Origin of the sequence: Roseovarius sp. Pro17 (assembly GCF_035599575.1) — a bacterium.
Taxonomy (GTDB): domain Bacteria; phylum Pseudomonadota; class Alphaproteobacteria; order Rhodobacterales; family Rhodobacteraceae; genus Roseovarius.
This window is the reverse complement of record NZ_CP141179.1, coordinates 3,556,266-3,580,955: the sequence shown is the minus strand read 5'-3', so window position 1 is coordinate 3,580,955 and position 24,690 is coordinate 3,556,266. Positions and strand designations below refer to the sequence as shown.

The 24,690-nt window shown below is 62.6% G+C and carries 23 protein-coding genes; 14 read left to right on the top strand and 9 right to left on the bottom strand.

What is annotated here, in order from left to right:
- Positions 1–33: 33 nt before the first annotated feature.
- Together uvrB and U3654_RS17295 are read left to right on the top strand one after the other, a co-directional pair.
- Positions 34–2,232: an excinuclease ABC subunit UvrB gene (gene uvrB, locus U3654_RS17300; RefSeq protein ID WP_324752771.1), complete on the top strand. Its 2,199-nt coding sequence runs from the start codon at positions 34–36 to the stop codon at positions 2,230–2,232.
- A gap of 68 nt (positions 2,233–2,300) precedes the next feature.
- On the top strand, positions 2,301–2,486 hold the full coding sequence (locus tag U3654_RS17295) for a PLD nuclease N-terminal domain-containing protein (protein ID WP_324752770.1): 186 nt from the start codon (positions 2,301–2,303) through the stop codon (positions 2,484–2,486).
- 93 nt (positions 2,487–2,579) lie between these two features.
- On the opposite strand, the gene U3654_RS17290 is transcribed toward U3654_RS17295, so the two are convergent.
- Positions 2,580–2,831 carry a zf-TFIIB domain-containing protein gene (locus U3654_RS17290; RefSeq protein WP_324752769.1) on the bottom strand — a complete coding sequence of 84 codons (252 nt, stop codon included), beginning with the start codon at positions 2,829–2,831 and terminating at the stop codon, positions 2,580–2,582.
- A gap of 187 nt (positions 2,832–3,018) precedes the next feature.
- Between U3654_RS17290 and U3654_RS17285 the strand changes: the two genes are divergently transcribed.
- From U3654_RS17285 to U3654_RS17275, 3 genes are read left to right on the top strand one after another with little or no spacing between them, the layout of a single operon-like run.
- Complete coding sequence (locus U3654_RS17285) at positions 3,019–3,729, top strand: precorrin-6A/cobalt-precorrin-6A reductase (protein WP_324752768.1); 711 nt, start codon at positions 3,019–3,021, stop codon at positions 3,727–3,729.
- The gene (locus tag U3654_RS17280) at positions 3,726–4,355 is read left to right on the top strand and encodes a DNA-3-methyladenine glycosylase 2 family protein (protein WP_324752767.1); all 630 of its coding nucleotides are present in this window, start codon (positions 3,726–3,728) and stop codon (positions 4,353–4,355) included. Before U3654_RS17285 ends, U3654_RS17280 begins: the two co-directional genes overlap by 4 nt.
- Entirely contained in the window at positions 4,352–5,020 is a 669-nt protein-coding gene (locus U3654_RS17275; protein ID WP_324752766.1) for an alpha/beta hydrolase, read from the top strand. The genes U3654_RS17280 and U3654_RS17275 overlap by 4 nt, the downstream gene beginning before the upstream one ends.
- A gap of 44 nt (positions 5,021–5,064) precedes the next feature.
- On the opposite strand, the gene U3654_RS17270 is transcribed toward U3654_RS17275, so the two are convergent.
- The 5 genes from U3654_RS17270 to cysS form a co-directional block, all read right to left on the bottom strand.
- Complete coding sequence (locus U3654_RS17270) at positions 5,065–6,288, bottom strand: MFS transporter (protein WP_324752765.1); 1,224 nt, start codon at positions 6,286–6,288, stop codon at positions 5,065–5,067.
- A gap of 45 nt (positions 6,289–6,333) precedes the next feature.
- On the bottom strand, positions 6,334–7,185 hold the full coding sequence (gene cobA, locus U3654_RS17265) for a uroporphyrinogen-III C-methyltransferase (RefSeq protein ID WP_324752764.1): 852 nt from the start codon (positions 7,183–7,185) through the stop codon (positions 6,334–6,336).
- Positions 7,186–7,399: 214 nt separating this feature from the next.
- Positions 7,400–8,179 (bottom strand): squalene/phytoene synthase family protein, encoded by a 780-nt coding sequence (locus tag U3654_RS17260; RefSeq protein WP_324752763.1) that lies wholly within the window; start codon positions 8,177–8,179, stop codon positions 7,400–7,402.
- The gene (cimA, locus tag U3654_RS17255) at positions 8,172–9,782 is read right to left on the bottom strand and encodes a citramalate synthase (protein WP_324752762.1); all 1,611 of its coding nucleotides are present in this window, start codon (positions 9,780–9,782) and stop codon (positions 8,172–8,174) included. The genes U3654_RS17260 and cimA overlap by 8 nt, the downstream gene beginning before the upstream one ends.
- 139 nt (positions 9,783–9,921) lie before the next feature.
- Complete coding sequence (gene cysS, locus U3654_RS17250; protein ID WP_324752761.1) at positions 9,922–11,433, bottom strand: cysteine--tRNA ligase; 1,512 nt, start codon at positions 11,431–11,433, stop codon at positions 9,922–9,924.
- A 334-nt stretch (positions 11,434–11,767) separates the two neighbouring features.
- Here cysS and U3654_RS17245 point away from each other — a divergent pair, with 334 nt between their 5' ends.
- The 5 genes from U3654_RS17245 to U3654_RS17225 all read left to right on the top strand — a co-directional run bounded on the left by U3654_RS17245 (position 11,768) and on the right by U3654_RS17225 (position 17,305).
- Positions 11,768–13,306 carry a trimethylamine methyltransferase family protein gene (locus U3654_RS17245; RefSeq protein WP_324752760.1) on the top strand — a complete coding sequence of 513 codons (1,539 nt, stop codon included), beginning with the start codon at positions 11,768–11,770 and terminating at the stop codon, positions 13,304–13,306.
- 121 nt (positions 13,307–13,427) lie between these two features.
- Complete coding sequence (locus U3654_RS17240) at positions 13,428–14,279, top strand: DMT family transporter (RefSeq protein ID WP_324752759.1); 852 nt, start codon at positions 13,428–13,430, stop codon at positions 14,277–14,279.
- Positions 14,280–14,284: 5 nt separating this feature from the next.
- Positions 14,285–14,884, top strand: a complete 600-nt coding sequence (locus U3654_RS17235) for a metallophosphoesterase family protein (RefSeq protein WP_324752758.1) — start codon at positions 14,285–14,287, stop codon at positions 14,882–14,884.
- A gap of 45 nt (positions 14,885–14,929) precedes the next feature.
- Positions 14,930–15,703 (top strand): VOC family protein, encoded by a 774-nt coding sequence (locus tag U3654_RS17230; protein WP_324752757.1) that lies wholly within the window; start codon positions 14,930–14,932, stop codon positions 15,701–15,703.
- A 24-nt stretch (positions 15,704–15,727) separates the two neighbouring features.
- Positions 15,728–17,305, top strand: coding sequence for a gamma-glutamyltransferase family protein (locus tag U3654_RS17225; RefSeq protein ID WP_324752756.1), 1,578 nt, complete (start codon positions 15,728–15,730; stop codon positions 17,303–17,305).
- A gap of 7 nt (positions 17,306–17,312) precedes the next feature.
- Here the strand turns inward: U3654_RS17225 and U3654_RS17220 are convergent, their stop codons facing one another.
- Positions 17,313–18,053 carry a GntR family transcriptional regulator gene (locus U3654_RS17220; RefSeq protein ID WP_324752755.1) on the bottom strand — a complete coding sequence of 247 codons (741 nt, stop codon included), beginning with the start codon at positions 18,051–18,053 and terminating at the stop codon, positions 17,313–17,315.
- A gap of 93 nt (positions 18,054–18,146) precedes the next feature.
- On the opposite strand from U3654_RS17220, the gene U3654_RS17215 reads away from it, so the two are divergent.
- Genes U3654_RS17215 through U3654_RS17200 form a run of 4 tightly spaced genes read left to right on the top strand, consistent with a single transcriptional unit; the run spans position 18,147 to position 22,939 of the window.
- Complete coding sequence (locus U3654_RS17215; RefSeq protein WP_324752754.1) at positions 18,147–19,838, top strand: thiamine pyrophosphate-binding protein; 1,692 nt, start codon at positions 18,147–18,149, stop codon at positions 19,836–19,838.
- Between the two features lie 58 nt (positions 19,839–19,896).
- Positions 19,897–20,883, top strand: a complete 987-nt coding sequence (locus U3654_RS17210) for a tripartite tricarboxylate transporter substrate binding protein (RefSeq protein ID WP_324752753.1) — start codon at positions 19,897–19,899, stop codon at positions 20,881–20,883.
- Between the two features lie 55 nt (positions 20,884–20,938).
- Entirely contained in the window at positions 20,939–21,442 is a 504-nt protein-coding gene (locus tag U3654_RS17205) for a tripartite tricarboxylate transporter TctB family protein (protein WP_324752752.1), read from the top strand.
- A gap of 3 nt (positions 21,443–21,445) precedes the next feature.
- Positions 21,446–22,939: a tripartite tricarboxylate transporter permease gene (locus tag U3654_RS17200; RefSeq protein ID WP_324752751.1), complete on the top strand. Its 1,494-nt coding sequence runs from the start codon at positions 21,446–21,448 to the stop codon at positions 22,937–22,939.
- 6 nt (positions 22,940–22,945) lie between these two features.
- On the opposite strand, the gene U3654_RS17195 is transcribed toward U3654_RS17200, so the two are convergent.
- Together U3654_RS17195 and U3654_RS17190 are read right to left on the bottom strand one after the other, a co-directional pair.
- Positions 22,946–23,299, bottom strand: a complete 354-nt coding sequence (locus tag U3654_RS17195; protein ID WP_324752750.1) for a cupin domain-containing protein — start codon at positions 23,297–23,299, stop codon at positions 22,946–22,948.
- Positions 23,300–23,308: 9 nt separating this feature from the next.
- Positions 23,309–24,688 carry an FAD-dependent oxidoreductase gene (locus U3654_RS17190; protein WP_324752749.1) on the bottom strand — a complete coding sequence of 460 codons (1,380 nt, stop codon included), beginning with the start codon at positions 24,686–24,688 and terminating at the stop codon, positions 23,309–23,311.
- Positions 24,689–24,690 lie beyond the last annotated feature (2 nt).

Here is a 24,690-nt window from a genome sequence, read left to right as displayed (position 1 = left end):
ATGTGAGCCAAGCCCCCGAAGGATACGCCCGCAATGCCCTACGCCCATTCCGACAGCCAGCCCCCCGTCCTGTCCAATCCCGCGCCCGACGTGCGTGAGCGCCTCAAGCTGGAAGGTGGCAAGCGGTTCGAGATGGTCAGCGAATTCGAGCCTGCAGGCGATCAGCCCACCGCCATCGCCGAGATCAGTCAGGCGATCCGCGATGGCGAACGCGATCAGGTGCTGCTGGGTGCGACGGGAACGGGCAAGACCTACACCATGGCGATGGTGATCGAGGAAACACAGCGCCCCGCCATCATTCTAGCCCCCAACAAGACGCTGGCGGCCCAGCTCTATGGTGAGTTCAAGGGATTTTTCCCCAACAACGCCGTAGAATATTTCGTCAGTTTCTACGATTATTACCAGCCCGAGGCTTACGTCGCGCGCAGCGACACCTTCATCGAGAAGGAGAGCCAGATCAACGAACAGATCGACCGGATGCGCCACTCGGCCACGCGCGCGCTGCTTGAGCGGGACGATGTGATCATCGTGGCGTCGGTGTCGTGCATATACGGTATTGGTAGCGTCGAGACCTATGGCGCCATGACGCAGGATTTGGTCGTCGGCGCGGATTACGACCAGCGGCAGGTGATGGCCGATCTGGTCGCCCAGCAATACAAACGCAACGATGCCGCGTTCCAGCGGGGCAGCTTCCGGGTGCGGGGCGATTCGCTGGAAATCTTTCCGGCCCACCTTGAGGATCGCGCGTGGCGGCTCAGCTTTTTCGGCAACGAGCTTGAGGCGATTATCGAATTCGATCCCCTCACTGGCGAGAAAACTGGCACGTTCGACAAGATCCGTGTTTACGCCAACAGCCACTATGTCACGCCCAAGCCGACGATGAAGCAGGCCGTTATCAGCATCCGCAAAGAGCTGCGTATGCGGCTCGACCAGCTGGTCGGCGAGGGCAAGCTGCTAGAGGCGCAACGGCTGGAGCAGCGCACGAATTTCGACCTGGAAATGCTGGAGGCAACAGGCGTTTGCAACGGCATCGAGAACTATTCGCGCTATCTGACGGGACGCGCACCGGGCGAGCCACCCCCGACGCTGTTTGAATTCATCCCCGACAATGCCATCGTTTTCGCGGATGAGTCCCATGTCAGCGTCCCGCAGATCGGCGGCATGTACAAAGGTGACTACCGCCGCAAATTCACGCTGGCCGAGCATGGGTTCCGCCTGCCGTCCTGCATGGATAACCGACCCCTCAAGTTCGAGGAATGGGATGCGATGCGGCCCCAGTCAGTGTTTGTTTCTGCGACCCCTGCCAAGTGGGAGATCGAGCAAACCGGCGGCGTTTTCACCGAGCAGGTCATTCGCCCCACCGGCCTGCTGGATCCGATGGTAGAAATCCGGCCGGTGGAAACGCAGGTCGACGATCTGCTCGACGAGGTGCGCCGCGTCACTGCCGCGGGATTTCGCACGTTGGTCACCACCCTTACGAAACGCATGTCCGAGGATCTGACCGAGTACATGCACGAGCAGGGTATCAAGGTGCGCTACATGCACTCGGAAATCGACACGCTCGAGCGGATCGAGATCCTGCGCGACCTGCGTCTGGGTGCGTTCGACGTCTTGATCGGGATCAACCTGCTGCGCGAGGGTCTGGATATTCCCGAATGTGGGCTGGTCGCGATCCTCGATGCAGACAAGGAGGGCTTCTTGCGCTCGGAAACGTCCCTGATCCAGACCATCGGCCGCGCCGCGCGCAATGCCGAAGGCCGCGTCATTATGTATGCCGACCGCATCACCGGCAGTATGGAGCGCGCGATTGGCGAGACGGATCGACGCCGGGACAAGCAGATTGCCTATAACAAGGAACACGGCATCACCCCCGCCACGGTCAAGAAGAACGTCGAGGATATCCTTGCCGGTCTTTACAAGGGCGACGTCGACATGAGCCGCGTCACCGCCAAGATCGACAAGCCGATGCATGGTGCCAATCTGGCGGCGCATCTGGACGGGTTGCGTGTCGACATGCGCAAGGCCGCCGAGAACCTCGAATTCGAAGAGGCCGCCCGTCTGCGCGACGAGGTGAAAAGGCTGGAGGCGGTCGATCTGGCGATTTCGGACGACCCGTTGGTGCGCCAGTCGGCAGTCGAAGAGGCGGTCGCGGCAGGCAGCAAGACGCGCGGACGCTCAACCGCAGGCAGGCCGGGTCAGAGAGGCGGCAACGTCAAGCGCCGCAAGAGATAGCGCCGCAGCGGAACCTATTGCGCCTGTAGCACGTTGCATTTGCAATCAAGTTATCAAGGAGATGCAACGTGGAATATGGTATTTTCGGAATTCTGGTCCTGATCGCGGATATCTATGCGATCTATCAGATCCTTACCTCGAGCGCGTCGACAGGCGCCAAGGTGATCTGGACGCTGGTTGTTCTCATCCTGCCGGTGCTGGGCTTCATCGCTTGGCTGATCGCAGGTCCGCGCGGTGCATCCGCGCAGGTCTAAGCCGCTGAGAGCGTGACAAATGGGAATGGAGCGGGCCGAGTGCCCGCTCTTTTGCGTTTTGTCAAAGTCGTCTGGTGCGCAACGCGACTGACATCAAAAGTCGAAAATATCCTCCAGAAACCCGCCGCGCTTTTTCTTTTTTCGGGGGTAATCTCCGTGGCTGTCATCTCCGCGATCCGACGCTTCATAGATCTGCGCCGGTGGCGGTGCGGCTGCTGAACGTTCGATGATCTTGTCCAACTCGCCCCGATCCAGCCATACCCCGCGACATTCGGGGCAATAATCAATTTCGACCCCAGCACGATCCGTCATCACCAGTTGTTCCCCATCCATCGGACATTTCATCACCACCCTCCTTGTTGGTTTTCAGGTTGCACGCTTGATGTGGGGAGGCGCAGGTTGCGCGGCAATGATATGCGTCGCGGCGAGTGGCCGGTCCGGCGTCACTTTGCCGATTGGCCCCGACGCGCGGCGCGGATATGCTGGACTGGATGATCCCTATCGCGTCATATCCTCAGTCAAGGCGGCCCTTATGACGCTGCTTTTGCTCGCTGGCACTGGCGAGGCACGGCGCCTTGCGCACGCTTTGGCAGAGCTTGGGACAGACTGCCTGATCTGGCCCGACCCCGCCGCGCGCCTGCCCGGTGGCTGGCCCTTGCCGACATGCTCGGGGGAGCTGAGCGATTGCATCGAGCGTCACAATGTCAGCGCCGTTCTGGACGCGACGCATCCCTTCGCCAGTGACATATCGCATAGCGCCGCTAACCTCTGCGCGACAAAGGGCGCCCCCTATTGCCTGCTGCTGCGCCCTGAATGGCGTGCGCAGCCCGGCGATCGCTGGACCACGGTCGTCAGCGAGGCGGACGCGCCCGCGCATATCGAGGCCGGCAGCACCGTTTTTCTGGCCACCGGGCGTGAGGGGCTGATTCACTTTGCAGGGCTCAAGGATTGCTACATCTATTGTCGCCAGATCGGCGCCACCGACGCGCCCTTTCCCCTGCCGAACGGCGAGTATCTGATCCAGCAGCCCCCTTTCCCGGTCGAGGAGGAGGTCGCGCTGTTCCGTCGTCTTGGCATTGATTGGCTGGTTCTGCGCAACGCGGGCAGCACGCGCGCGGATACGAAACTGACCGCCGCGGGGCAGTTGGGCATCCGGGTGTTGATGATCGCCCGGCCCACGCCGCCCAAAGCGCCGCGCGTTCATAGCGTCGACGAGGCACTGGCATGGGTTGCGGCATTATGAGCGGTCGCATCATCGAAACGTCCGAGGATGTGGCGGCGGATGCCCAGGCGCTGGGCGCCATCTGTCCGCGTCTCGCCGATGCCTATGCGCAGACCGGGCCCCTGCCGCTCCGGCGCAGGCCGGACGGCTTTGCCGAACTGCTTAGCGCCATTGTCAGCCAGCAGGTCAGCGTCGCGTCGGCCAATGCGATCTGGGCGCGGATGCAGGCCGCGGGCCTGACAGCGCCCGCGCCGATCCTGTTGTCTGGCGACGATGGCTTGCGCGCTGCCGGTCTCAGCCGCCAAAAGATCCGCTATGCACAGGAGTTGTCCCGCGCTGGAATCGATTTTGACGCGCTGCGCAGCGCCCCGACCGATGAGGTGTTGAAAACGCTTACGCAGGTTCCCGGCATCGGGACATGGACCGCCGAAATCTATGCGATGTTCAGCCTCGGCCACGGCGATGTTTTTGCCCATGGCGATCTGGCCCTGCAAGAGGCAGCGCGCATTCTCTATGACCTGCCCGAACGTCCCAAAGAGCGCGCAATGCGCGAGATCGCTGCAAAGTGGAGCCCGTTCAGATCGGTTGCCGCGCGGCTGCTTTGGGCCTACTACCGTATTGCAAAACAAAGAGAAGGCATCAGATGACGCGCGTACTTAACGCTGGCCGCAAAGAGCCGATATCGGGCGAGATAAAATCTATCGTGGTGTTCCTGCACGGCTATGGCGCCAACGGTCCAGACCTCTTGGGCCTTGCCGATCCTTTGGGCGAACACCTGCCCGACACCCTGTTCGTCGCGCCTGACGCGCCCGAAAACGTACCGGGAATGCCGAACGGATTTCAGTGGTTCCCGATTCCCTGGATCGACGGCAGCAGCGAGGAAGAGGCCGAGCGTGGCCTGCTGGCCGCTTCGGATGATCTGAACGCATTTCTCGATGCGCTGATGGTGGACGAAGACGTGCTGCCCGAACAGGTCGTTCTCTTTGGCTTTAGCCAAGGCACCATGATGGCCCTGCATGTCGGGCCCCGGCGCGAAGATGAGTTGGCGGGCATCGTCGCCTTTTCGGGTCGCCTTTTGCGTCCCGAGCAGCTGATTGATGAGGTAGTCAGCCGCCCCCCGATCCTGTTGGTGCATGGCGACGCCGATGACGTGGTACCGCCAAAATTCCTGCCCGAGGCCGCCGAGGCGCTGCAATCGGCTGGCTGGAAGGATGTCTATGCCCATGTCATGAAGGGTACCGGCCACGGCATCGCGCCCGACGGGCTGGAGGTCGCGCTGGCCTTTATGGCGGACAAACTGGGGCTGGGTTAAAGCGTTTCGGGAAAAACCAGAGACACAGCTTTTCCCGAAACGCTTTAAGCCGATTTATCGCGGGGCCGCATGACCAGCCAGATTAGCGCCCCGCCCGCCAGTGCCAGAAACGGCACCATCGCGAGGTTGACGGCCATCCAACCCGACTGCGCATTGCCGCCCGAGCAGTTCATCAGCCCGCCGGATGCCAGCGATGCGACAGTAACGCCGCCGAACACGATCAGATCGTTGAGGCCCTGCATCCGCCCCCTCTCATGCGGGGCGTGTGCGCCCGCCAGCATCGAGGTCGCGCCGATAAAACCAAAGTTCCAGCCGATCCCCAGCAGCACCAGCGCGATAAAGAAATTGCTCAGCTCGACGCCTTGCAGTGCCACGACACCGGCAGCGGCAAGGATGGCAATCCCGGCGCCCAGAATCTTTTCGACGCCAAAGCGCGCGATCAGATGTCCGGTAAAGAACGACGGGATATACATCGCCAGCACATGCGCGGTGACGACATCGGCAGCGCGGCCCGCATCGAACCCACAGCCGACCACTGCCAGCGGCGTCGAGGTCATCACAAGGTTCATCAGCGCATAGGACACCATCGCGCAGATCACCGCGACGGCGATGCGAGGCGTTTTCAGCAACTCCAGCCGTGAACGCCCGCGTGGCGCATCCTCGGACGGGATCGGCGGTTTGGGGATGTTTAGGAACAGGAACAGGACCGATCCGACGATGTTCAGCATGATGACTGCGATATAGGTGCCGAGGAAAGGCACGACCATCGCATCGGCTGTCACCTTGACCAGTTGCGGCCCGATGATGGCACTGACCAGTCCACCCGCGAGGACGTAGGAAATCGCCTTGGGGCGGAATTCGTCGCTGGCGGTATCAGCGGCGGCAAACCGGTAGAAGCCTTGCGCACTCATGTAGAGGCCGGTCAGCAGGCTACCTAACAGGAATAGGGTGAAAGAGGCGGTATAGAGACCATAAGCCCCCACCGCGCCGCCAATCGCGCCGCCAGCGGTTCCGAGGAAAAATCCGGTCCGCCGTCCATAGCGCTGCATGATCGCCGACACCGGCGTCGCCGAAAGCATCGAGCCGATGACGATCATCGAAATTGGCAGCGTGGCGAAACAGGGGTTGGACGCCAGCCCGTTGCCCGCCAAACCTGCGACGACAAAGATCATCGGCATCTGCGCGCCCAGAATGGCCTGCGCCATCACCAGAACGGTGACGTTGCGGCGGGCGCGGCTGTCGTCGATGAGGGGGGCGGCATACGTCATGCCGCAATCTGCTAGACCTCTTGTGATGCGTTAGCAAGAGCCGCGCTATGCGACTTCAGCCGCCAGCCCGCGACCCAGCGGGTCCATATCGCGCACCGCCTCGCCTGCCATCTGTCCCTGCCAGTCCAGCACCTGCCGCATCAGGACCGTGCGTCCGATGCACAGCAGCGCGGGCGGCTCCAGCCCGCTGGCCTCGATATCGGCGGCCATCGCGCTCAGCGTCGTCTCGATTACCTGCTGTTGCGGAGTTGAGGCGTTGCAGACCACGGCGCAAGGCTCGTCCGGGTCGCGGCCATTTTCGATTAGTGACGCACTGATCTGGGCCGCGTGCTTCATCCCCATGTAGATGACCAGAACCTGACTGCCCTCGGCCAGCGCCTTCCAATTGAGCGACGCGGGCGCATTGCCGGACTGGTCATGGCCGGTGACGAATGTCACGGATTGGTTCACATCGCGGTGGGTGACGGGGATGCCCGCATAGGCCAGCCCGCCGATCCCGGCGCTGATGCCGGGAATGATGCGCACAGGTATGCCGTGCTGCACCAGCGTCTGGGCCTCTTCGCCGCCGCGCCCGAAGACGAACGGATCGCCACCCTTGAGGCGCAGCACCTTTTTGCCTGCGCGGGCAAGGTCGACGAGCCGCAGGGAAATGTCGCGCTGCAGTACCGACGGTTTGCCGCCGCGCTTGCCTGCATAGATCTTCTCGGCTTGCGGTGCCCAGTCGAGGATGCATTCCTGCACCAGCGCGTCATAGACGACCACATCCGCCTGCCGCAGCGCGTTGAGCGCGTGGATCGTCAACAGGCCCGGATCACCGGGGCCGGCACCGCACAGCCAGACCCAACCGGGCTGGAGTGATGGCCACTGATGGGCGGGGAGGGTGAGTGCGTCGACCATGTGTTAGCATATGGCGCAGGATGCTCGGTCTGGGAAGGGGCCTGGATAGGTCTGCTGCTTTGGGGCGAAAACGGGGTTCAGACTGCTGAGGCCGTTTTCGAACCGTTGTTCACGCAGACGCATGATACGGATTTTATTTTCCGTCCTTAGGCGTATCCCGAGAATGATGTTCTAATTTGCGCCAAAGGTTTCTGTCGCGACGGGAACAGCGTTCCTACCACTGTCCGCTCAGGGATCGCGCCGCGAGCGACAGCGAAGAGCGAATCGCAGTCGGTTCCAGACCGCCTGCCGCGACCAACTGCGGTTGCGCTGTGGCGCGCCGCAAAATACCCCCGGCCTGCCATGCGACCAGCAGCGCGGGACGTGCCTCGGCGCTGATCTCGGCTCGTCGCGCTCGTGCGGCGTCGAGGCGGCGCAGACCGCCCTCGGCCAGTGCGCGGATGCCATCGGGCCGCCCGTCCAGCAGCGGTATGCGCCCGGCGTCCTCCAGCGCTGGAATGGCGCGCAGCCAGCTTGCCAGCCCTGTGGCGTAGCCTGCGTCCATCACGACAGATGCGTCGACCCGGCCCAGCGCGCGGGCGGCGGCCAGCATCAGGTTGCCGCTGGTCTTTTCTAGATAATCCGTCAGATGCGCGTCATCCTCGAACGGATCGCGGTAGATGTCCCATTGCCGCGCGACGATCAGGGCGTCCAGCAGCGCGGCGCCCTCGGAATCCAGTATTTTGGCCAACGGCGTCACGACCTCGTGCCGTCTAGCAGTGCTGCCCGACGCGATCTCGTCCAGCGCGTCGCGCCACCATTGCAGGCGCATTTCGGCGATCATCGATTCCTGCGTCATCCACGGCGCGCGCGACACTTCGACGTTGAAGGCATAGATCGGGAACAGCACGTGCCGGGCCGCCACCGGCGCCGCCATCGCCGCGCGAAAGCGGTCGGGATCTCCGCGCCGAACCAAATCGGCGCAGCCTGCCAAATCGCCGGTAAAGTCAGTCACTGCGCAGCAGCTTCCAGTTGATCGCATCCAGCAGCGCGTCAAAGGACGCATCGACGATATTCGCACTGACGCCCACGGTGGACCATTGACGGCCCTGCCCATCCTCGCTGTCGATGATGACGCGGGTCACGGCCTCGGTTCCGCCTTGGGTGATGCGCACCTTGAAATCGACGAGGCGCATGTCGTCGATAGCGCTCTGATAGCGGCCCAGATCCTTGGCCAGCGCCTTGCTGAGCGCATTGACGGGGCCGCGATCACTGCCGTCCTCGTCCATGGATTCGCTGACCGACAGCTTTTTCTCGCCGTCGACCTTTACCACGACGACCGCCTCGGAGAGGCTGACCATCTGGTCATACTTGTTCTTGCGCCGCTCGACCGTGACCTTGTAGCGCTTGACCTCGAAAAAGTCGGGCAGTTGCCCCAAGGCGCGCCGCGCCAGCAGCTCGAAACTGGCCTGCGCGCTGTCATAGGTATAGCCGATTGCCTCGCGTTCCTTGATCTGGTCGAGGATGAGGGCGAGGGCCGGATCGCCGGGTGCGACCTCGATCCCGGCCTCGGACAGGCGCTGGCGCAGGTTCGACTGGCCCGCCTGATTGGACATCGGAATGATGCGCGCATTGCCGACCAGCGCCGGGTCGATATGTTCGTAAGTGCTGGGATCTTTGAGGATCGCGCTGGCGTGCAGCCCGGCCTTGTGCGCGAAAGCGGACCCGCCGACGTAGGCGGCTTGGCGTTGCGGGACACGGTTCAGGATATCATCCAGCTTGCGGCTGATCCGGCTCAGGTTTTTCAGCGCGTCGGGCGCCACGCCGATCTCGTAGGTGCTGGCATAAGGTTCTTTCAGCAGCAGGGTCGGGATCAGCGTGGTGAGATTGGCATTGCCACATCGCTCGCCCAACCCGTTCAGCGTGCCTTGGATTTGGCGCGCGCCTGCATCGACGGCGGCCAGCGCGCCTGCGACGGCGTTTTCAGTGTCATTATGGGTGTGGATGCCCAGTCGGTCGCCGGGGATGCCCGCTGCGATCACCTCGGCGGTGATGCGCCCGATTTCGGTGGGCAGGGTGCCGCCGTTGGTGTCACATAGCACGATCCAGCGCGCGCCAGCATTCAGCGCGGCGTGACAAACCTCAAGCGCATAGGCGGGGTTTGCCTTGTAGCCGTCAAAGAAATGCTCGGCGTCCAGCAGCGCCTCGCGGCCTTGGGCGACGAGGTGTTTGATGGAGGCGGCGACGTTTTCGATGTTTTCCGCCAAAGTGATGCCCAGCGCCCGCTCGACATGGAAATCATGCGCCTTGCCGACAAGGCAGACTGCACTGGTCCCGGCGTTCATCACGGCGGCCAGAACGTCGTCATTTGCGGCACTGCGCCCTGCACGTTTGGTCATGCCAAAGGCGGTCATGGTGGCGCTTGTTTTAGGGGCGGCGTCGAAAAATGCGCTGTCGGTCGGGTTCGCACCGGGCCAGCCGCCCTCGATGTAATCGACGCCGAGCGAGTCCAGCATTTCCGCGATGCGCTGTTTCTCGGCAGTCGAGAATTGCACGCCCTGGGTCTGCTGGCCGTCCCGCAGGGTGGTGTCGTAGAGGGAGAGGCGGGTGCGGGTCATGCAATTGCCCTGTCGCTTTTAGCGCTTTGCTGACTGCGTTCCGCCCGTGGGAACCACGGGCAGCCCCCGACCGCCCTTACGGGCGGGGGCTTTACCCCCACCCTCGGCCGGGGGCCGCCCTTAGTGGCTGATGGCGCGGTCATTTGAGGGCGTCCAGTTCGTGCATCGACTGTTTAATTGCGGAAATCGCATATTCATAAGACAGCGCCTCATGCTGAATGCTTTTCTTATCTCCATCGGAGACGATTGCGTCCCCGAATGCTTTCTTCTTATCGCTATCTAACATGCTTGCAAATCTGTGAAATAAAGCGAGCATATCTATCGATTCAATTTCAATCGATTTCTCTGAGAAACGTAGCCTAAGGCCCTTCTCGGAAAGATTTTCCTTTAAGCCATCAATTATTTCAAAAGACTTGGTTTTCTTAGCTGTTTGATAAACTTCGAAAATTCTGTCGAGTTGCTCGGCAACCATCGCGTTCAGCGCAAAGCGACCCACCCACCTCAACCCATCGGTTAATATACCGACGACCTCAGCCGAAGCTCGGAGCGTTGCGTATTCTTTTTTAGCAAATAACTCGTGCAACCGGGCAATTGCACCAGCAGTATCGAGATCATCTCTCAAGCGCGATAAAAATTGTTCATCTACTTTCCCCACTTGAACTTCATTCGTTTGGTCTCGCCAAACTCTTAGGGTTTCGATCGCCTCCACGGTCTTCTTTTCGGTCCAGTCCATCGGCTTGCGATAATGCGTGCTCAAAAACACAAACCGGATCACTTCGCCCGGCACGCCCTGATCCAGCAAGTCGCGAACGGTAAAGAAATTGCCCAAGCTCTTGGACATCTTCTTGCCCTCGACCTGTAGCATCTCGTTATGCATCCAGACCTGCGCGAACCCACTCTCGGGATGTGCGCAGCAGCTTTGAGCGATCTCGTTCTCGTGGTGCGGAAACATCAAATCGTTGCCGCCGCCGTGGATGTCGAAACTGGCCCCCAGCAGTTCATACGCCATGGCCGAGCATTCGATATGCCAGCCGGGGCGACCCCGGCCCCAAGGCGACGGCCAACCGGGCAAATCATCGCTCGACGGCTTCCACAAAACGAAATCCATCGGGTTGCGCTTGTAGGGCGCGACCTCGACCCGCGCGCCGGCGATCATGTCGTCGATCGAACGGCCAGAGAGGGCACCATATTCGGAGTAACTCTCGACCGCGAACAGCACATGGCCCTCGGCCTCATACGCGTGGCCCTTGGCGATCAGATCCTCGATCATCGCAACCATCTGCGGGATGAACTCGGTCGCGCGGGGCATCATGTCGGGCTCCAGCGCGCCCAACTCGCCCATATCGTCCAGAAACCATTGGATCGTCTCATCCGTGATCTCGCCAATCTCGCGCCCGGTCTCGGCGGCCCTTGCGTTGATCTTGTCATCGACGTCGGTAAAGTTGCGCGCGTAGGTCACGGCATCCTCGCCATAGACGTGGCGCAAAAGGCGATAGAGCACGTCGAACACCACCACCGGGCGCGCGTTGCCCAGATGGGCGCGGTCATAGACGGTCGGCCCACAGACATACATGCGCACGTTGTCGGCATCGAGAGGCGCGAACACCTCCTTGCGGCGGGTGCGGGTATTGTGCAGCTGGATCTTGGTCATGGCGGGCCTCGCGGTACTGAATGGCACGGATTGAGGCGGACTTATCAAGTTAGGGCGCTCTTTGAAATAGTGCAGATCGCCAAGATGCGCACGCCGGTGCAGCCGTTGATGGTACAAAAACGACATGCGTCGCAATCAGGACAGACGGGGTGTGTCGCCGTGTGCCTTGATCAGGGAACACAAGTGGAGAGAGGGCCATGACGCCACTCAGCAAGATCGCCCTCGTCGTGCGCACCATCGGTGCCGAGCGGGGCCGTGCAGCGCGCGGCGGGCCGGCGCGGGTCTGTTGAAACCGCACACCCATTTTTGATCCCTCACGCATTAGGCCCCCGACATGAACGATATCACTCCCCGCCGCTCTGGTGGCCGCGCCGCGCGGCGCGCAGTTCGCAGTGCCCCTCCCTCGGATGCAATGCGATCAATCCGGCCCGGCATGGAGGGCGGCAGATATAGCCCCCTCACTGACGCCGACGTCCTTCGGATCCACGAAACCGCGCTCGACGCACTAGAGCAGATCGGCCTTGCTGATGCGCCTGCCAGCGGGGTGGAATACCTGACTGGCGCTGGTGCCATTCTGGGCGATGACGGGCGCATTCGGTTCCCCCGCGCACTGATCGAAGATACAATTGCCAAGGCCAATCGCAGCGTCACGCTGATGGGTCGGGACGCGCAGCACGACATGCATCTGTCGGGCACGCGGGTGCATTACGGCACGGCGGGTGCGGCGGTGCATCTGGTCGATGTCGATGGGCGCAACTACCGCGAATGCACGGTGCAGGACCTGCATGATGCTGCGCGGATCGCGAACGTTCTGGACAACATCCATTTCGTGCAGCGCCCCATGGTGTGTCGCGACATCGCCGACAACTTTGAGATGGACATGAACACCATCTACGCCTGCTGCGCCGGGACAACCAAGCATGTGGGTGTGTCGTTTACCGAGCGTGAGTTTGCGCGCAAGGGGATGGAGCTGCTGCACCTTATCGCGGGTGGCGAGGATGCATGGCGCGCGCGCCCTTTCGTGTCGAACTCGAACTGTTTCGTGGTTCCGCCGATGAAATTCGCGACCGAGGCCTGCGAGGTGATGGAAGAGTGCATCAACGGCGGTATGCCCGTGCTGCTGCTGAGCGCCGGAATGGCGGGCGCAACCGCGCCTTCGACCATCGCGGGCGCCATCGTGCAGGCGACGGCGGAATGCCTTGCCGGGTTGGTTTATGTCAACGCGGTCAAGCCGGGGCATCCGGCGATCTTTGGCACCTGGCCCTTTGGGCTTGATCTGCGGACGGGCGCGATGACCGGCGGGTCGGGTGAGCAGGCATTGCTTAGTTCGGGATGCGCACAGATGCACCGGTTCTACGATCTGCCGGGGGGCGCAGCGGCGGGGATCACCGATGCGAAACTGCCCGATATGCAAGCCGGGTGGGAGCAGATGTGCTCGAATGTCATGGTCGGCCTGTCGGGCCTGAACATGGTTTATGAGGCGGCGGGGATGCACGCATCGCTGTTGGGCTTTTGCCTTGAATCGCTGATCCTTGGGGATGATCTGATCGGCCATGCGCAGCGCTGTGTGCGCGGGATCGAGGTGGATGATCAGACGCTGGCGCTGGAGCAGATCCGCGAGGTCTGCATTGGTGGGCCGGGCCATTATCTGGGCACGTCCGAGACTTTGGCGCGGATGGAGAGCGATTATCAGTATCCAAAACTGGGTAACAGGATGAGCCCCAAGCAGTGGAATGAGGAAGGCAAACCCGATCTGAACACCAACGCCACTGCCCGCAAAGAAGCGATATTGGCCGAGCGGTCGGCGGCGCGCTTTGCCCCCGATGTCGATGCGGCGATACGTAAGGCGTTCAAGATACACCTTCCCACCTAAGCCTCTATCGCGCTAAGGCGAAACGCGTACAACGCTGATATGTTGCGCGCGTTTCGCAAAAACAGTGATTCAAGTTTTTCGCGAAACGCTTTAGCGTGGCCGCACCGCACAGGAGCCGCGCATGAGCCTCACCGTTTTCATCGCCGTTATCGGCGCAGCGTTGCTGCACGCCGTCTGGAATGCAGCGGTCAAGGGGGGCGCGGACAAGCGTGCGGGGATGGGCGCTGTGGTGATCGGCCATGTGCCGCTGGCGGCTTTGGCGCTGTGCTTTGTGCCGATGCCCGCGCTGGCCAGCCTGCCATGGCTGCTGGGCGGTCTGCTGCTGCATTTCGGCTATCAGCTGTTCCTGATGCGTGCCTATGAGCGGGGCGATCTTACGCAAATCTATCCGATCGCACGCGGGTCCGCGCCGCTGATCGTAGCGGTTTTCTCGGTCGTCGTGCTGGGGGTGCATCTGCACGCTGCCGAGGTGCTGGCTGTGGCCATCATCGCTGCCGGTATCCTCAGCCTTTCTGCTGTGCGGCGCGCCGATGGGCTGCGCAACGGACATGCCGCCGGGCTGGCGCTGGTCACTGGCATATTCATTGCGGCCTATTCGCTGGTCGACGGATACGGCGCGCGGATCGCAGGCACGTCGCTGGGATTCTACGGCTGGTTGGCGCTGGGCAATGCTGCGCTGATGACGCTCTACCTTGCGGCGCGCAGCCCGGGGACGCTGCGGCGCATCGCGCGCACGGGCCGTGTTACCTGCGTGTTGGGAGGGGCGGCATCCTTTGTCGCCTATGCGTTGGTCACGTGGGCTTTTACGCAGGCGCCCATCGCGCTGGTCACGGCGCTGCGCGAGACCAGTGTCGTCTTTGCCCTGCTGATCGGGGTGTTTTGCCTGAAAGAGCGTTTGGACCTGGCCAAGGTGCTGGCCACTGCGGCAACGCTGTCTGGCGCGGTGCTGTTGCGCTATGCGCGGCAGTGCTGAGCGTCATGCGCATCCTCGCCTTTTCAGACCTTCACCGCCATGCGGACGCCGCCCGTGCCATCGTGAATGCCAGCGCAGCGGCGGATGTGGTGATCGGTGCGGGGGATTTCGCGACGGAGGGCATCGGGGCGGCAGACACGCTAAGCATCCTCGCAACCTGCCGCGCGCCTGTGCTGATCGTGCATGGCAATCACGACCGACCTGACGAGATTGCAGCGCTCTGCGCTGGCTGGTCGAATGTCACCTATCTGCACGGTACGCCCGCCACGATCAACGGCACGGATTTCTTTGGCGTTGGCGGCGAGGTGCCAGAGCGTAAGACGCATGACTGGAATACCGCCCATTCCGAGGATGAGGCGACCCAGATGCTGGCTAACTGTCCTCATGGCGCGGTGCTGATCACCCACACCCCGCCGCTGGGCACTGCTGATCTGCAAAAGAACGGCGCACATGAGGGCAGCGCAGCAGTTCGCGACGCGATCATTACCAAAGGCTCACCACTGTGCCTATGCGGCCACATCCATGCGGCATGGGGTGCCGAGGGGCAGGTGGGCAATGCGCTGGTGCGCAACCTCGGGCCGAGCCTCAACTGGTTCGACATCTGACGCGTGGCGTTGCACAATCCCGCGCCGGGAAAAGGAGTGCGTGCCATGCAACTGGATCATCTGGTCATCAATACCGGCCTCGGGATGGACGCCGCCGCTGCGCTTTTCACCAGCCTCGGGTTTCAGTTGACGCCGCGCGGACATCACTCATTGGGCTCGATCAACCATCTGATGATGGACCCCGTCAGCTATCTGGAACTGGTCGGCGTGCCTGCCACCGGCAAGCAGCGGCAGGAGGTTCTGGACAGCCCTTTGGGCCTCAGCGGTCTGGTCTTTCGCAGCGACGATGCCGAGGCAACATTCGCGCGCCTGTCGACTGCTGGGTTTGCCCCGCAAGAGCCGATCCTGCTGGAGCGGCCTGTGACGATAGACGGCGGGGCGCGCGTGGCGCGGTTCCACAATGTGCGTATGACGACAGCAGAATTTCCCGCCGGGCGCGTCTATTTCTGCCAGCACCTGACGCCGGATCTGGTCTGGCGAAAGGAATGGCTAAGCCATCCGAACGGCTTTTGCGGCATTGCGGGGATGACCGTCCTCAGTCCTGATCCCGAGGAAGAAGCGGCGCGATACGCGGCGCTGACCGAAGGGTCTGCCCAATGTGACGGCAATGGCTGGCGGATCGATGAGGGCGGTTTTGTGCTGCGGATCGCACGCGGTCCCAGCGCCTTCGCCAGTGCTACGCTGGTGTTCGAGGATCTTGTGCAGATCGCCGGTCTTGCCAAAGCCAGTTCCGGGGTCGAATGGCAAAGTCAGGGCGACAGGGCCGGGGTCTTGACCATCCCGTCGCTGGCGGTGACGCTGCACTGCCGCGCCGCATGACACGCCAAGAACGAAAGCACAGCCATGAATGATAGCCTAAAATATCCGACTTACCGCACGCCTGTTTTCGCGCGCAGCATGGTCGCCACGTCCCAGCCGCTGGCGGCGCAGGCGGGGCTGCGGATGCTGGCCGAGGGGGGCAATGCCGTCGACGCAGCGCTTGCCGCCGCGATCTGCCTGACGGTGGTCGAGCCGACGGGATGCGGACTTGGCTCGGACGCGTTTGCGATCCTTTGGGACGGCGCTCAACTGCATGGGCTGAACGCATCGGGCCGCGCGCCCGCCGCATGGACGGCCCAGCAGTTCGATGGTGGCGTGCCCCTGCGCGGCTGGGGTGCGGTGACGGTTCCGGGGGCAGTGTCGGCTTGGGTGGCGCTATCGCGGGAACATGGGCGGCTGCCATTTGCGCAGCTTTTTGCACCTGCCATCGGCTATGCGCGCGGCGGTTTCCCCGTCTCGCCCATCATTGCCGGGCTTTGGGCCAGTGGGGCGGAACTGCTGAAGGATCAGCCCGGCTTTGCCGAGTGCTTCATGCCCGGCGGGCGCGCGCCAAAGGCGGGCGAGACATTCCGCAACCCGGCGCTGGCCAACTCGCTTGAGGCGATTGCCGAGAGCGGGGGCGAGGCGTTCTACCGTGGCGCACTGGCCGAGAAGATCGCGGCAGCCGCGCGCGACAACGGCGCAGCGCTGAGTGAGGGCGACATGGCCGCGCACAGTGCCGATTGGTGCGGCACGATCCATATGCCGTTTCGCGGGCGCGAGTTGCATGAGATACCACCCAACGGCCAAGGCATCGCCGCGCTCATCGCGCTGGGTCTTGTGGACCGCACGGCGATCGCTGATTTCGAACCTGATGATCCGATAGCGCTGCATCTTCAGATCGAGGCGACCAAGCTGGCGCTGGCTGATGCGGCGGCGCATGTGGCGGATGCCGACGCCATGGCCTTTGGCCCCGAAGCGCTGCTGAACGGCGGCTATCTGGACAGCCGCGCGGCGCTGATCGATGCGGGGCGGGCGAGGGATCCGGGCGCGGGTGCTCCGGTGGCGGGCGGCACCGTCTATCTGAGCGCGGCGGATTCCGAGGGGCGCATGGTGTCGTTTATCCAGTCCAACTACATGGGCTTTGGCGCAGGCGTTGTGGTGCCGGGCACTGGCATACATATGCAGAATCGCGGTGCAGGATTCGTCGCCACCCCCGGCCATCCGAACCGCGTTGGCCCGTCGCAGAGACCATTCCATACGATCATTCCCGGTTTTGTCACCAAGGGTGGCGCGCCCGAGATGAGCTTTGGCGTCATGGGTGGGCCGATGCAGGCGCAGGGTCATTTGCAGATGATGCTGCGCACGATGCTCTGGGGCCAGGATCCGCAAGTGGCCAGCGACGCGCCGCGCTGGCAGGTGGTGTCGGGCCGCACCGTCGCCATTGAGCGCACCATGCCCGAGGCAACCGCCGAGGCGCTCCGCGCCATGGGGCACGACATCGTGCGCGAAGGAACCGCGGCCGACTTTGGCTTTGGGGGGGCGCAGTTGATCCGGCGGATGGGTGACGGCTATGTCGGCGGTTCGGACTACCGCAAGGACGGGTGCGCCGTCGGGTTCTAGGCCCGCGCTATGGCGCGTAGATGCGCGAAAAGGCCAGTCGCACGTTCAGCGTCACCTCCTCCAACCTGCGCGAAATGTGGCAATCCATTTCGCGCGCCGCGCCGTCCTCGTCGCCTGCCGCGACGGCGGCGAGGATGCGGGCATGGGGCTGGGTGGTGATAGCTGGCGTGCCATCCCGCTCACTCAGCAATTGCAGGTCAATTACGCGGATGTAGTGGATGCGCGCAGCGGCGTTATCCAGCAGGCGCACCAATTCGCCGTTGCGTGATAGCAGGGCGATATGGCGATGGAATGCTTCGTCTAGCCTCACCAGTTCAACTGGGGAGGCCCCGGGGGTATACCCGGCCTCGGATTGCTCCAGAAAGGCCTGCACTTCGGCCAGCGCCGTCGGATCGGCGCGGCGCGCAGCGAGGCGCGCGGCCTGGCTTTCGATCGCGGCGCGGGCCTCGTAGAGGTCCATGATTTCGGGCGGGTTGAGCGAGCGGCAGTGAAAGCCGTGACCGCGTTTGAACGTCAGGAACCCTTCGGCAGTCAGGCGGTTCAACGCCTCGCGCAGCGGAGTTCTGCTGATCGACAATTGAGCAGAAATAGCGCCTTCATTCAGCCTCTCGTCCGGCTTGAACTCAAAGCTGGCGGCCATTTCCTTGAGCTTTCGGTAGGCGCGCTCAACCGCGCCGGTATCTTGGTCCATGCGGGTGCCTTGCAGATCGGCCTCGAAACGGGCCAGCACACCCACGCTAAACGGCATACGGATAAAAGCAATTGATTTGCACACCGTTCTGCATATTGTGCTGTATACAGTAACCGGGCCCACCCCGCACTGCCGCAATTAGGAGCGATCATGAGCAATTCCCTAACCGGCGCGCAGGCGATGGTGCGCAGCCTTGAGGCGCATGGCGTGAGGCATATATTCGGCCTGTGCGGGGACACGACGCTGCCGTTTTATGATGCGATGCTGCAGCTGGATCACCCGATCCAGCATATCCTGACACGGGACGAGCGCAGCGCGACCTACATGGCCGACGGCTATTCGCGGGTCACTGGCCGCGTGGGCGTGTGCGAGGGGCCGTCGGGGGGGGGCGCGACCTATATTCTGCCCGGCCTCATAGAGGCCAACGAAAGCTCATATGCCGTGCTGGGCATTACCACCGACGTGTCTGTCGCCAGCTATGGGCGCTATCCGCTGACCGAGGTGGATCAGGAGGCGTTGATGCGTCCGCTGACCAAATGGAACACGGTTATCAAGCGCGCCGATCACATTCCGCGCATGGTGCGTCAGGCGTTTCGCGCGATGACGACGGGCCGCTCGGGCGCGGCGCATCTGGGTCTGCCTTATGACATCCAATATGACGATGTGCCCAGTGACGACATCTGGGCCGATCCGCAATTGACCAGCTATCCAGCCTATCGCACCGGGCCTGAGCAGGGCGCGGTTGAGGCGGCGCTGGATGCGATCCTGTCGGCCAAATCGCCGCTGATCGTGTGCGGTGGCGGCGTGGTCATTGCAGGCGGGATGGATGCGCTCAGCCGCCTCGCCACGAGGCTTGACATCACGGTCGCCACGTCGATTTCGGGTCAGGGCAGCCTCGCGGAAACGCACCCCAACTGCCTTGGCGTCGTAGGCTCCAACGGTGGCACGGACGAGACGTGGGAGGCGATGGCAGCCGCCGATCTGGTCGTCTTCATGGGATGCCGAGCAGGATCGACTACCACCTCGCGCTGGGAGGCGCCGAAGCCCGGCACGCGGGTCGTGCATTGCGACGTTGATCCGATGGTCATCGGTGCCGTCCTGCCGACTGAGGTTGGCGTCGTTGGTGATCTGCGCATGACACTGGATGCAATGAACGCCGAACTGGACCGCCGCGAGCAGGGCACCAGCACCTTTGGCGGTGCCGCTGCCGTGGCCGATATCCGCAAGCGCAAGTTCGACAAGTTCGACGCGCTGGCTCAGTCGGATGAGGCGCCAATCCGGCCCGAAAGGATCATCGCGACGTTGCAGCGCGTGTTGCCGGATGATGCGACCATCGTGTCCGATCCCGGCACATCCTGCCCCTATTTTTCGGCCTATTACACCCTGCCCAAAGCGGGCCGTCACTTCATCACCAACCGCGCGCATGGCGCGCTGGGCTATGCGCTATCGGCGTCCTTGGGTGCGTGGTTCGGACGACCGGGTAGCAAGGTCGTCGGGCTGATGGGCGACGGATCATTCGGGTTTACCTGCGGCGAGCTGGAGACTGTCACGCGCTGCCGCGCGCCGATCACCTACATTGTATTTTCCAACTCAGCCTTTGGCTGGATCAAGGCCAGCCAGCATGACGATTGCGATGCGCGCTATTATAATGTCGACTTCAACCGCACCGATCAGGCTGCAGTCGCGGCCGCGTATGGTATCAAATCGTGGAAGGTCGAAGACCCCGCCAAATTGGAGGGCGTGTTGAAAGAGGCCATTGCCCATGACGGCCCGACGCTGGTCGATATCGTCTGCCAGCCGCTGGAAGAAGCCAAGGCCCCCGTCCGCCGCTGGATGGGCTGAGTAGTGCGTCCCAGTGATGGGGCGTGCCTGAAAACCGACAGGGAAAAGGATAATAAAGATGATCAATTTCACACGCAGAAAGGTCGCCTTAGCGGCCCTTGCCCTCGCGCTACCCTTCGGTGGGGGCGCAACCGCGCAGGACTATCCTGCCAAAGATCTGAGCCACATCATGCCATGGAGCGCGGGCGGCGGCACCGATACGGTGATGCGCACCTTCATGAACTTCGCCGAGCAGACACTGGGCACCGGGATCAACACCCAGAACATAACCGGCGCCCAGAGCGGGATTGGCACGCTGCGTCTGATGAAGGCGCGGCCCGACGGCTACACCATTGGCTCATTGACTTGGGATAGCGTCATAACCGTGCCGTACTACGGCCTCGTGCCGGGGTATGACACCGACCAACTGACCTATCTGGGGTCGGTCACGGTTCACCCCACTGTGCTGGCCGTAAACGCCGACTCGCCCTATCAGACGCTTGTGGATTTCATCGCAGCGGCCCAGGCCGCGCCCGGCGAATTGTCGATCTCGAACGTCGGCAGTGGCGGTGTGTGGCACTTGCCCGCGCTGGATTTGGCGGATGCGACCGGCATTGAGGTAAACCATGTTCCCTATCCCGACGGCTCGGGCCCCCAACGTGAGGCGCTGTTGTCGGGCGAGACGGACGCGGCGTCGCTAAGTGCGTCGGCGGTTTATGCTGCCGTGCAATCCGGGCAGGCCCGCGTTCTGGCCGTCATGGGGACAGAGCGCAGCGAATTCCTGCCTGACGTTCCGACCTTCAAGGAGCTGGGCTACGACGTGATCTGGGGCAGTTTCCGCCTGATCGCCGCGCCCAAGGGGATCGATCCCGAACAGCGCGCGGTGCTGGAGCAAGGCTTTGCCGAGGTGTTCGAGTTGCCCGAGTTTCAGGCACGCGCCGAGGAAACGGCGATGGGCGCGGTCTGGATGGATGGCGAAGAGACGACCGCCTATGTCGAGGTCTCGCAGAAGAAGGCGTTCGCGCTGATCGACAATCTGGTCGAGCAAGGTATCCTCGAGAAATGACGGATCGGCGGGGCGCGCGGCCCCGCCATCTACCCCTCGCAAAGGATCGTCCTGCATGACCGGCTCTGCCCGCCCCAACGGCCAAGCGATCTTTGCGATGCTGCTGCTGGTGTTGACCACGGTCTATGCCAGCCAGATTTTCAAGTTGGGCCTGCCCTTCGCCAAGGGGGTTGAGCCGGGTGCATCGTTCCTGCCAATCGTGCTAAGCGCGGTGATGTATTTGGCCGCAGGCCGCATCCTGATCGAAGAGCTGCGCAAGGGTCGCGAAGCCGTAGCACGGGCGGCCCAGTCCGATCATGTGCCTGCCGTCGGCCTGATTGGGCCGCTGGTCGTCGCGCTCTTTACCGTGGGCTTCGCCGTTGGGTTGGAGCGGGTCGGGTATTTCGTCGCCGCAGGCGCCTATACCTTCGCGGTCGCATTTTACTTCGACTATGAGGAGAGCGGCAGACCCCTGCGCTCTGTCCTTATCGCCGCCATCACGGCAGCGATCATCACAGGTTTCTGCTGGCTGTTCTTCGTCAAGCTGTTCGGCCTCTCGCTACCGACCTGGAGCTTTTAGATCATGCTCGATCTTCTCGGCGGTTTTTCGGTCCTCTTCACGCCTTGGCCGTTCCTCTATCTGGTCGGTGGCTTCCTGCTGGGTCTGTTATTCGGCGCAATACCGGGGCTGACGGCCACGCTGGCGATTGCGCTGCTCTTGCCGTTCACCTTCGGGATGGAGGTGGTGAATGCGCTGATCATGGTGATGGGCATCTACATGGCGGGCATCTATGCAGGTTCGATCACCGGGATCACATTGAACATTCCCGGCGCGCCGTCGGGTGCGATCACCAGTATCGACGGCCATGCGCTGATGAAGAAGGGGCAGGGTGCGCAGGCGCTCAGCCTCGACGCGTTCGCATCATCGGTAGGCGGCATGATTGGCGCGCTTGTGCTGATGCTGCTGGCCCAGCCGATCAGCGAATTGGCGCTGCTGTTCCGCACGCCCGAGAAATTCTCGCTGGTGCTGCTGGCGGTCGTCACCGTAACCATCGTCGCGCGCGGGTCGCTGTGGAAGGCGATCATCGCGATGACGCTGGGGCTGATGATCTCGACCGTGGGAATCGACCCGATGGTTCCCAAGGGGCGGTTCGATTTCGGCAGTTATCATCTGGTCGAGGGGATTGGCCTCTTGCCCGCCGTCATCGGCCTTTTCGCGGTGTGCGAACTGTTGGTTCAGGCCGCGACCCCGGCGCGCAATGCCATGGGCGTTGCGGTGGCCAAACTGCCGCGCCTGCGCCACCGTGATTTCATCCCCGATTTCAGTATCATCCGTGAGATCGGCGCGTTCCTCTATATCAAAAGTTCGGTCATCGGCGTGCTGATCGGCATGTTGCCTGGCGGCGGTGCTGCCATGGCATCCTTTATCGCCTACGCAGAGGCCAAGCGCACGGCCAAGCGACCGGAGGAATTCGGCCAAGGCTCGCACGAGGGGCTGGCCGCATCGGAATCGGCCAACAACGCGATGTGCGGCGGGGCGATCATTCCGCTGCTGACGATGGGGATTCCGGGCGATGCGGTGACGGCGATCATATTCGGCGTGCTGTTGATCCATGGCCTTGTGCCCGGTCCCGGTTTGCTGGTCGACCACACGGCCACCATCGCGCCAATGTTCGCGGCACTTTTTGTCGCATCGATATTCGTCATGGTGTCGGTGATCGCGTTCGGCCCGTTTTATTTGCGGCTGGCACGAATTAATCGCGGCGTGCTCTATGCGTTCATCGCACTGATCTCGATGGCGGGGGTTTATGCGTCATCCTTTTCGGGGTTCCAGATGTGGATGGCGCTGGCGATTGGCATCTTTGCCTTCGCGCTGCGCCGGTTCGACTATCCGGTGGTGCCGATGCTGATGGGCGTGATCCTGGGGCCGTATCTGGAGGAATTCCTGCGCCGGTCGCTGATCGTGTCGCAGGGCGATCCGCTGATCTTTGTCACCAGCCCGTTCAGCCTGATGTTTCTGGTCATGACGCTGGTTTTCATCTGGTTGCTGCGCCTGCGGCCCGGCGTGCGCAGTTGATGTGGCTCACGCGAGAATAAAGAAGACCTTGCGCACACGGGTCAGATTTTCCCACGTCCCGTCAAAGCCTGCTGCCACGACAAAGCTGTCACCGGGGCTAAACGTCTGGGCATTGCCCGCCGCGTCGGTCAGACGCACCTCGCCCTCTAGGATATGGCACATCTCGTCATAGTCGCATTTGCACCGCTCCAGATGCGGCTCGGCCTCCCATATCCCGGCGGTCGCGCCCTTGGCGTCGTTTGCAAAATGTCGCCAGCTGGTGCTGCGATAGGGCGTATCGACGACGGCAGGGTCGTCTGTGACGCTTTCGCGCGCAGGAACCGATTTGTCGAAGGCGATCACGTGGGATGGATTGGGCATGTATATTTCCTATGAACCAAAGCCGATGTTGAACCGGTCCAGCGTTTTAAGAAAGAGCGAGCGATGCCCTGTCGCATCCTCGCGCGCGAGGTCCCTTTGCGCCCATTTCACGCCAAAGCTGCGCAGCGGTTCCGGCGGGAAGGGCACGGCGCGGCTGCTTAGCATCTTGAGGGTCGTGCGCTCGGTCGTTTTGCCCTCGAGCAGATCCAGCATTGTCAGCGCGCCAAAGCGTGTGGCCGACACACCCTGTCCCGAGAACCCGGCGGCGTAGGCCACCCGCCCGCCCATCGCAGTCCCAACGAAGGTCGTAAGGCGCGCGGAGGTGTCGATGATCCCGCCCCAGCGATGCGAGAAGCCGATATCACCCAGCGCGGGAAACGCGTCGCGGAAGTTGGCTTCGATTACAGAGTTGGTTTCGTCCCTCTGATACAATTCCTCGCCGCGACCGCTGCCGTAGAAATAGAGCGCGTGATATCCGCCCCAGAGGATGCGATTGTCTGCCGTCTTGCGGAAGTAGTGAAACTGGTTGCCGCTGTCGGCGATGCCATAGCGCCCTTGCCAGCCGATGGCGGCCAGTTGGCTGTCGGTCAGCGGTTCGCTCATCAAGGTATAGTCAAAGATCGGAATGATCGCCGGGCGCAACCGTTTCAGCAGTGGCACGGCGGCGTTGGTGGCTAGGATGACTTGTTTGGCCGTCACGGTGCCGGTGCCTGTCGTCAGGCGCACGCTATCTTTTGCATTGGCGACGTCCGAGACCTTGGTGTTCTCGAAAATCTGCACACCGAGCGCGATGGCGGTCTTGGCCAGCCCATCGACCAGCTTGGCGGGGTTTACCAGCGCATAATTCGGCTCGAAGAGGCCTGCGTGATAGCGCGGCGTGTCAAAGCGCGCGTCCAGCTCCGTGCCCTCCAGAAACTGCGTTTCGATGCCAAAGCGGGCGTAATTGGCCTGCATATCACGCAGGCCCTCGGCCTGCCATTTGGTCGCCGCGACGTTCAGCTTGCCCTTGCGCACGAATTCGCCGTCGATGCCGTAGGTTTCTAGATCTGCCTCCAGCCCATCAAGATTCTCGCGCCCCAGTCGAACCAGCGTCTCGGCCTCGCCCGGCCAGCGCGCGACGGCGTTGCCCACCCCGTGCGAGATGCTGGGCGCGCAGAAACCGCCATTGCGCCCGCTGGCGGCATTGCCCAGTTGGTCGCCCTCCAGCACGACGATGCGGGCATCCGGCATCCGCTCGCGCGCCTTGATCGCGGACCACAGGCCCGAGAATCCACCACCGACGATGGCCAGATCGCAGGCGATATCGCCGTCCAGCGGGGCGGCGGTTACAGGATCACTGACGGTTTCGCGCCAATTAGGCGCGGGCTTGGCTGCGGCGTATTTGGTCATGG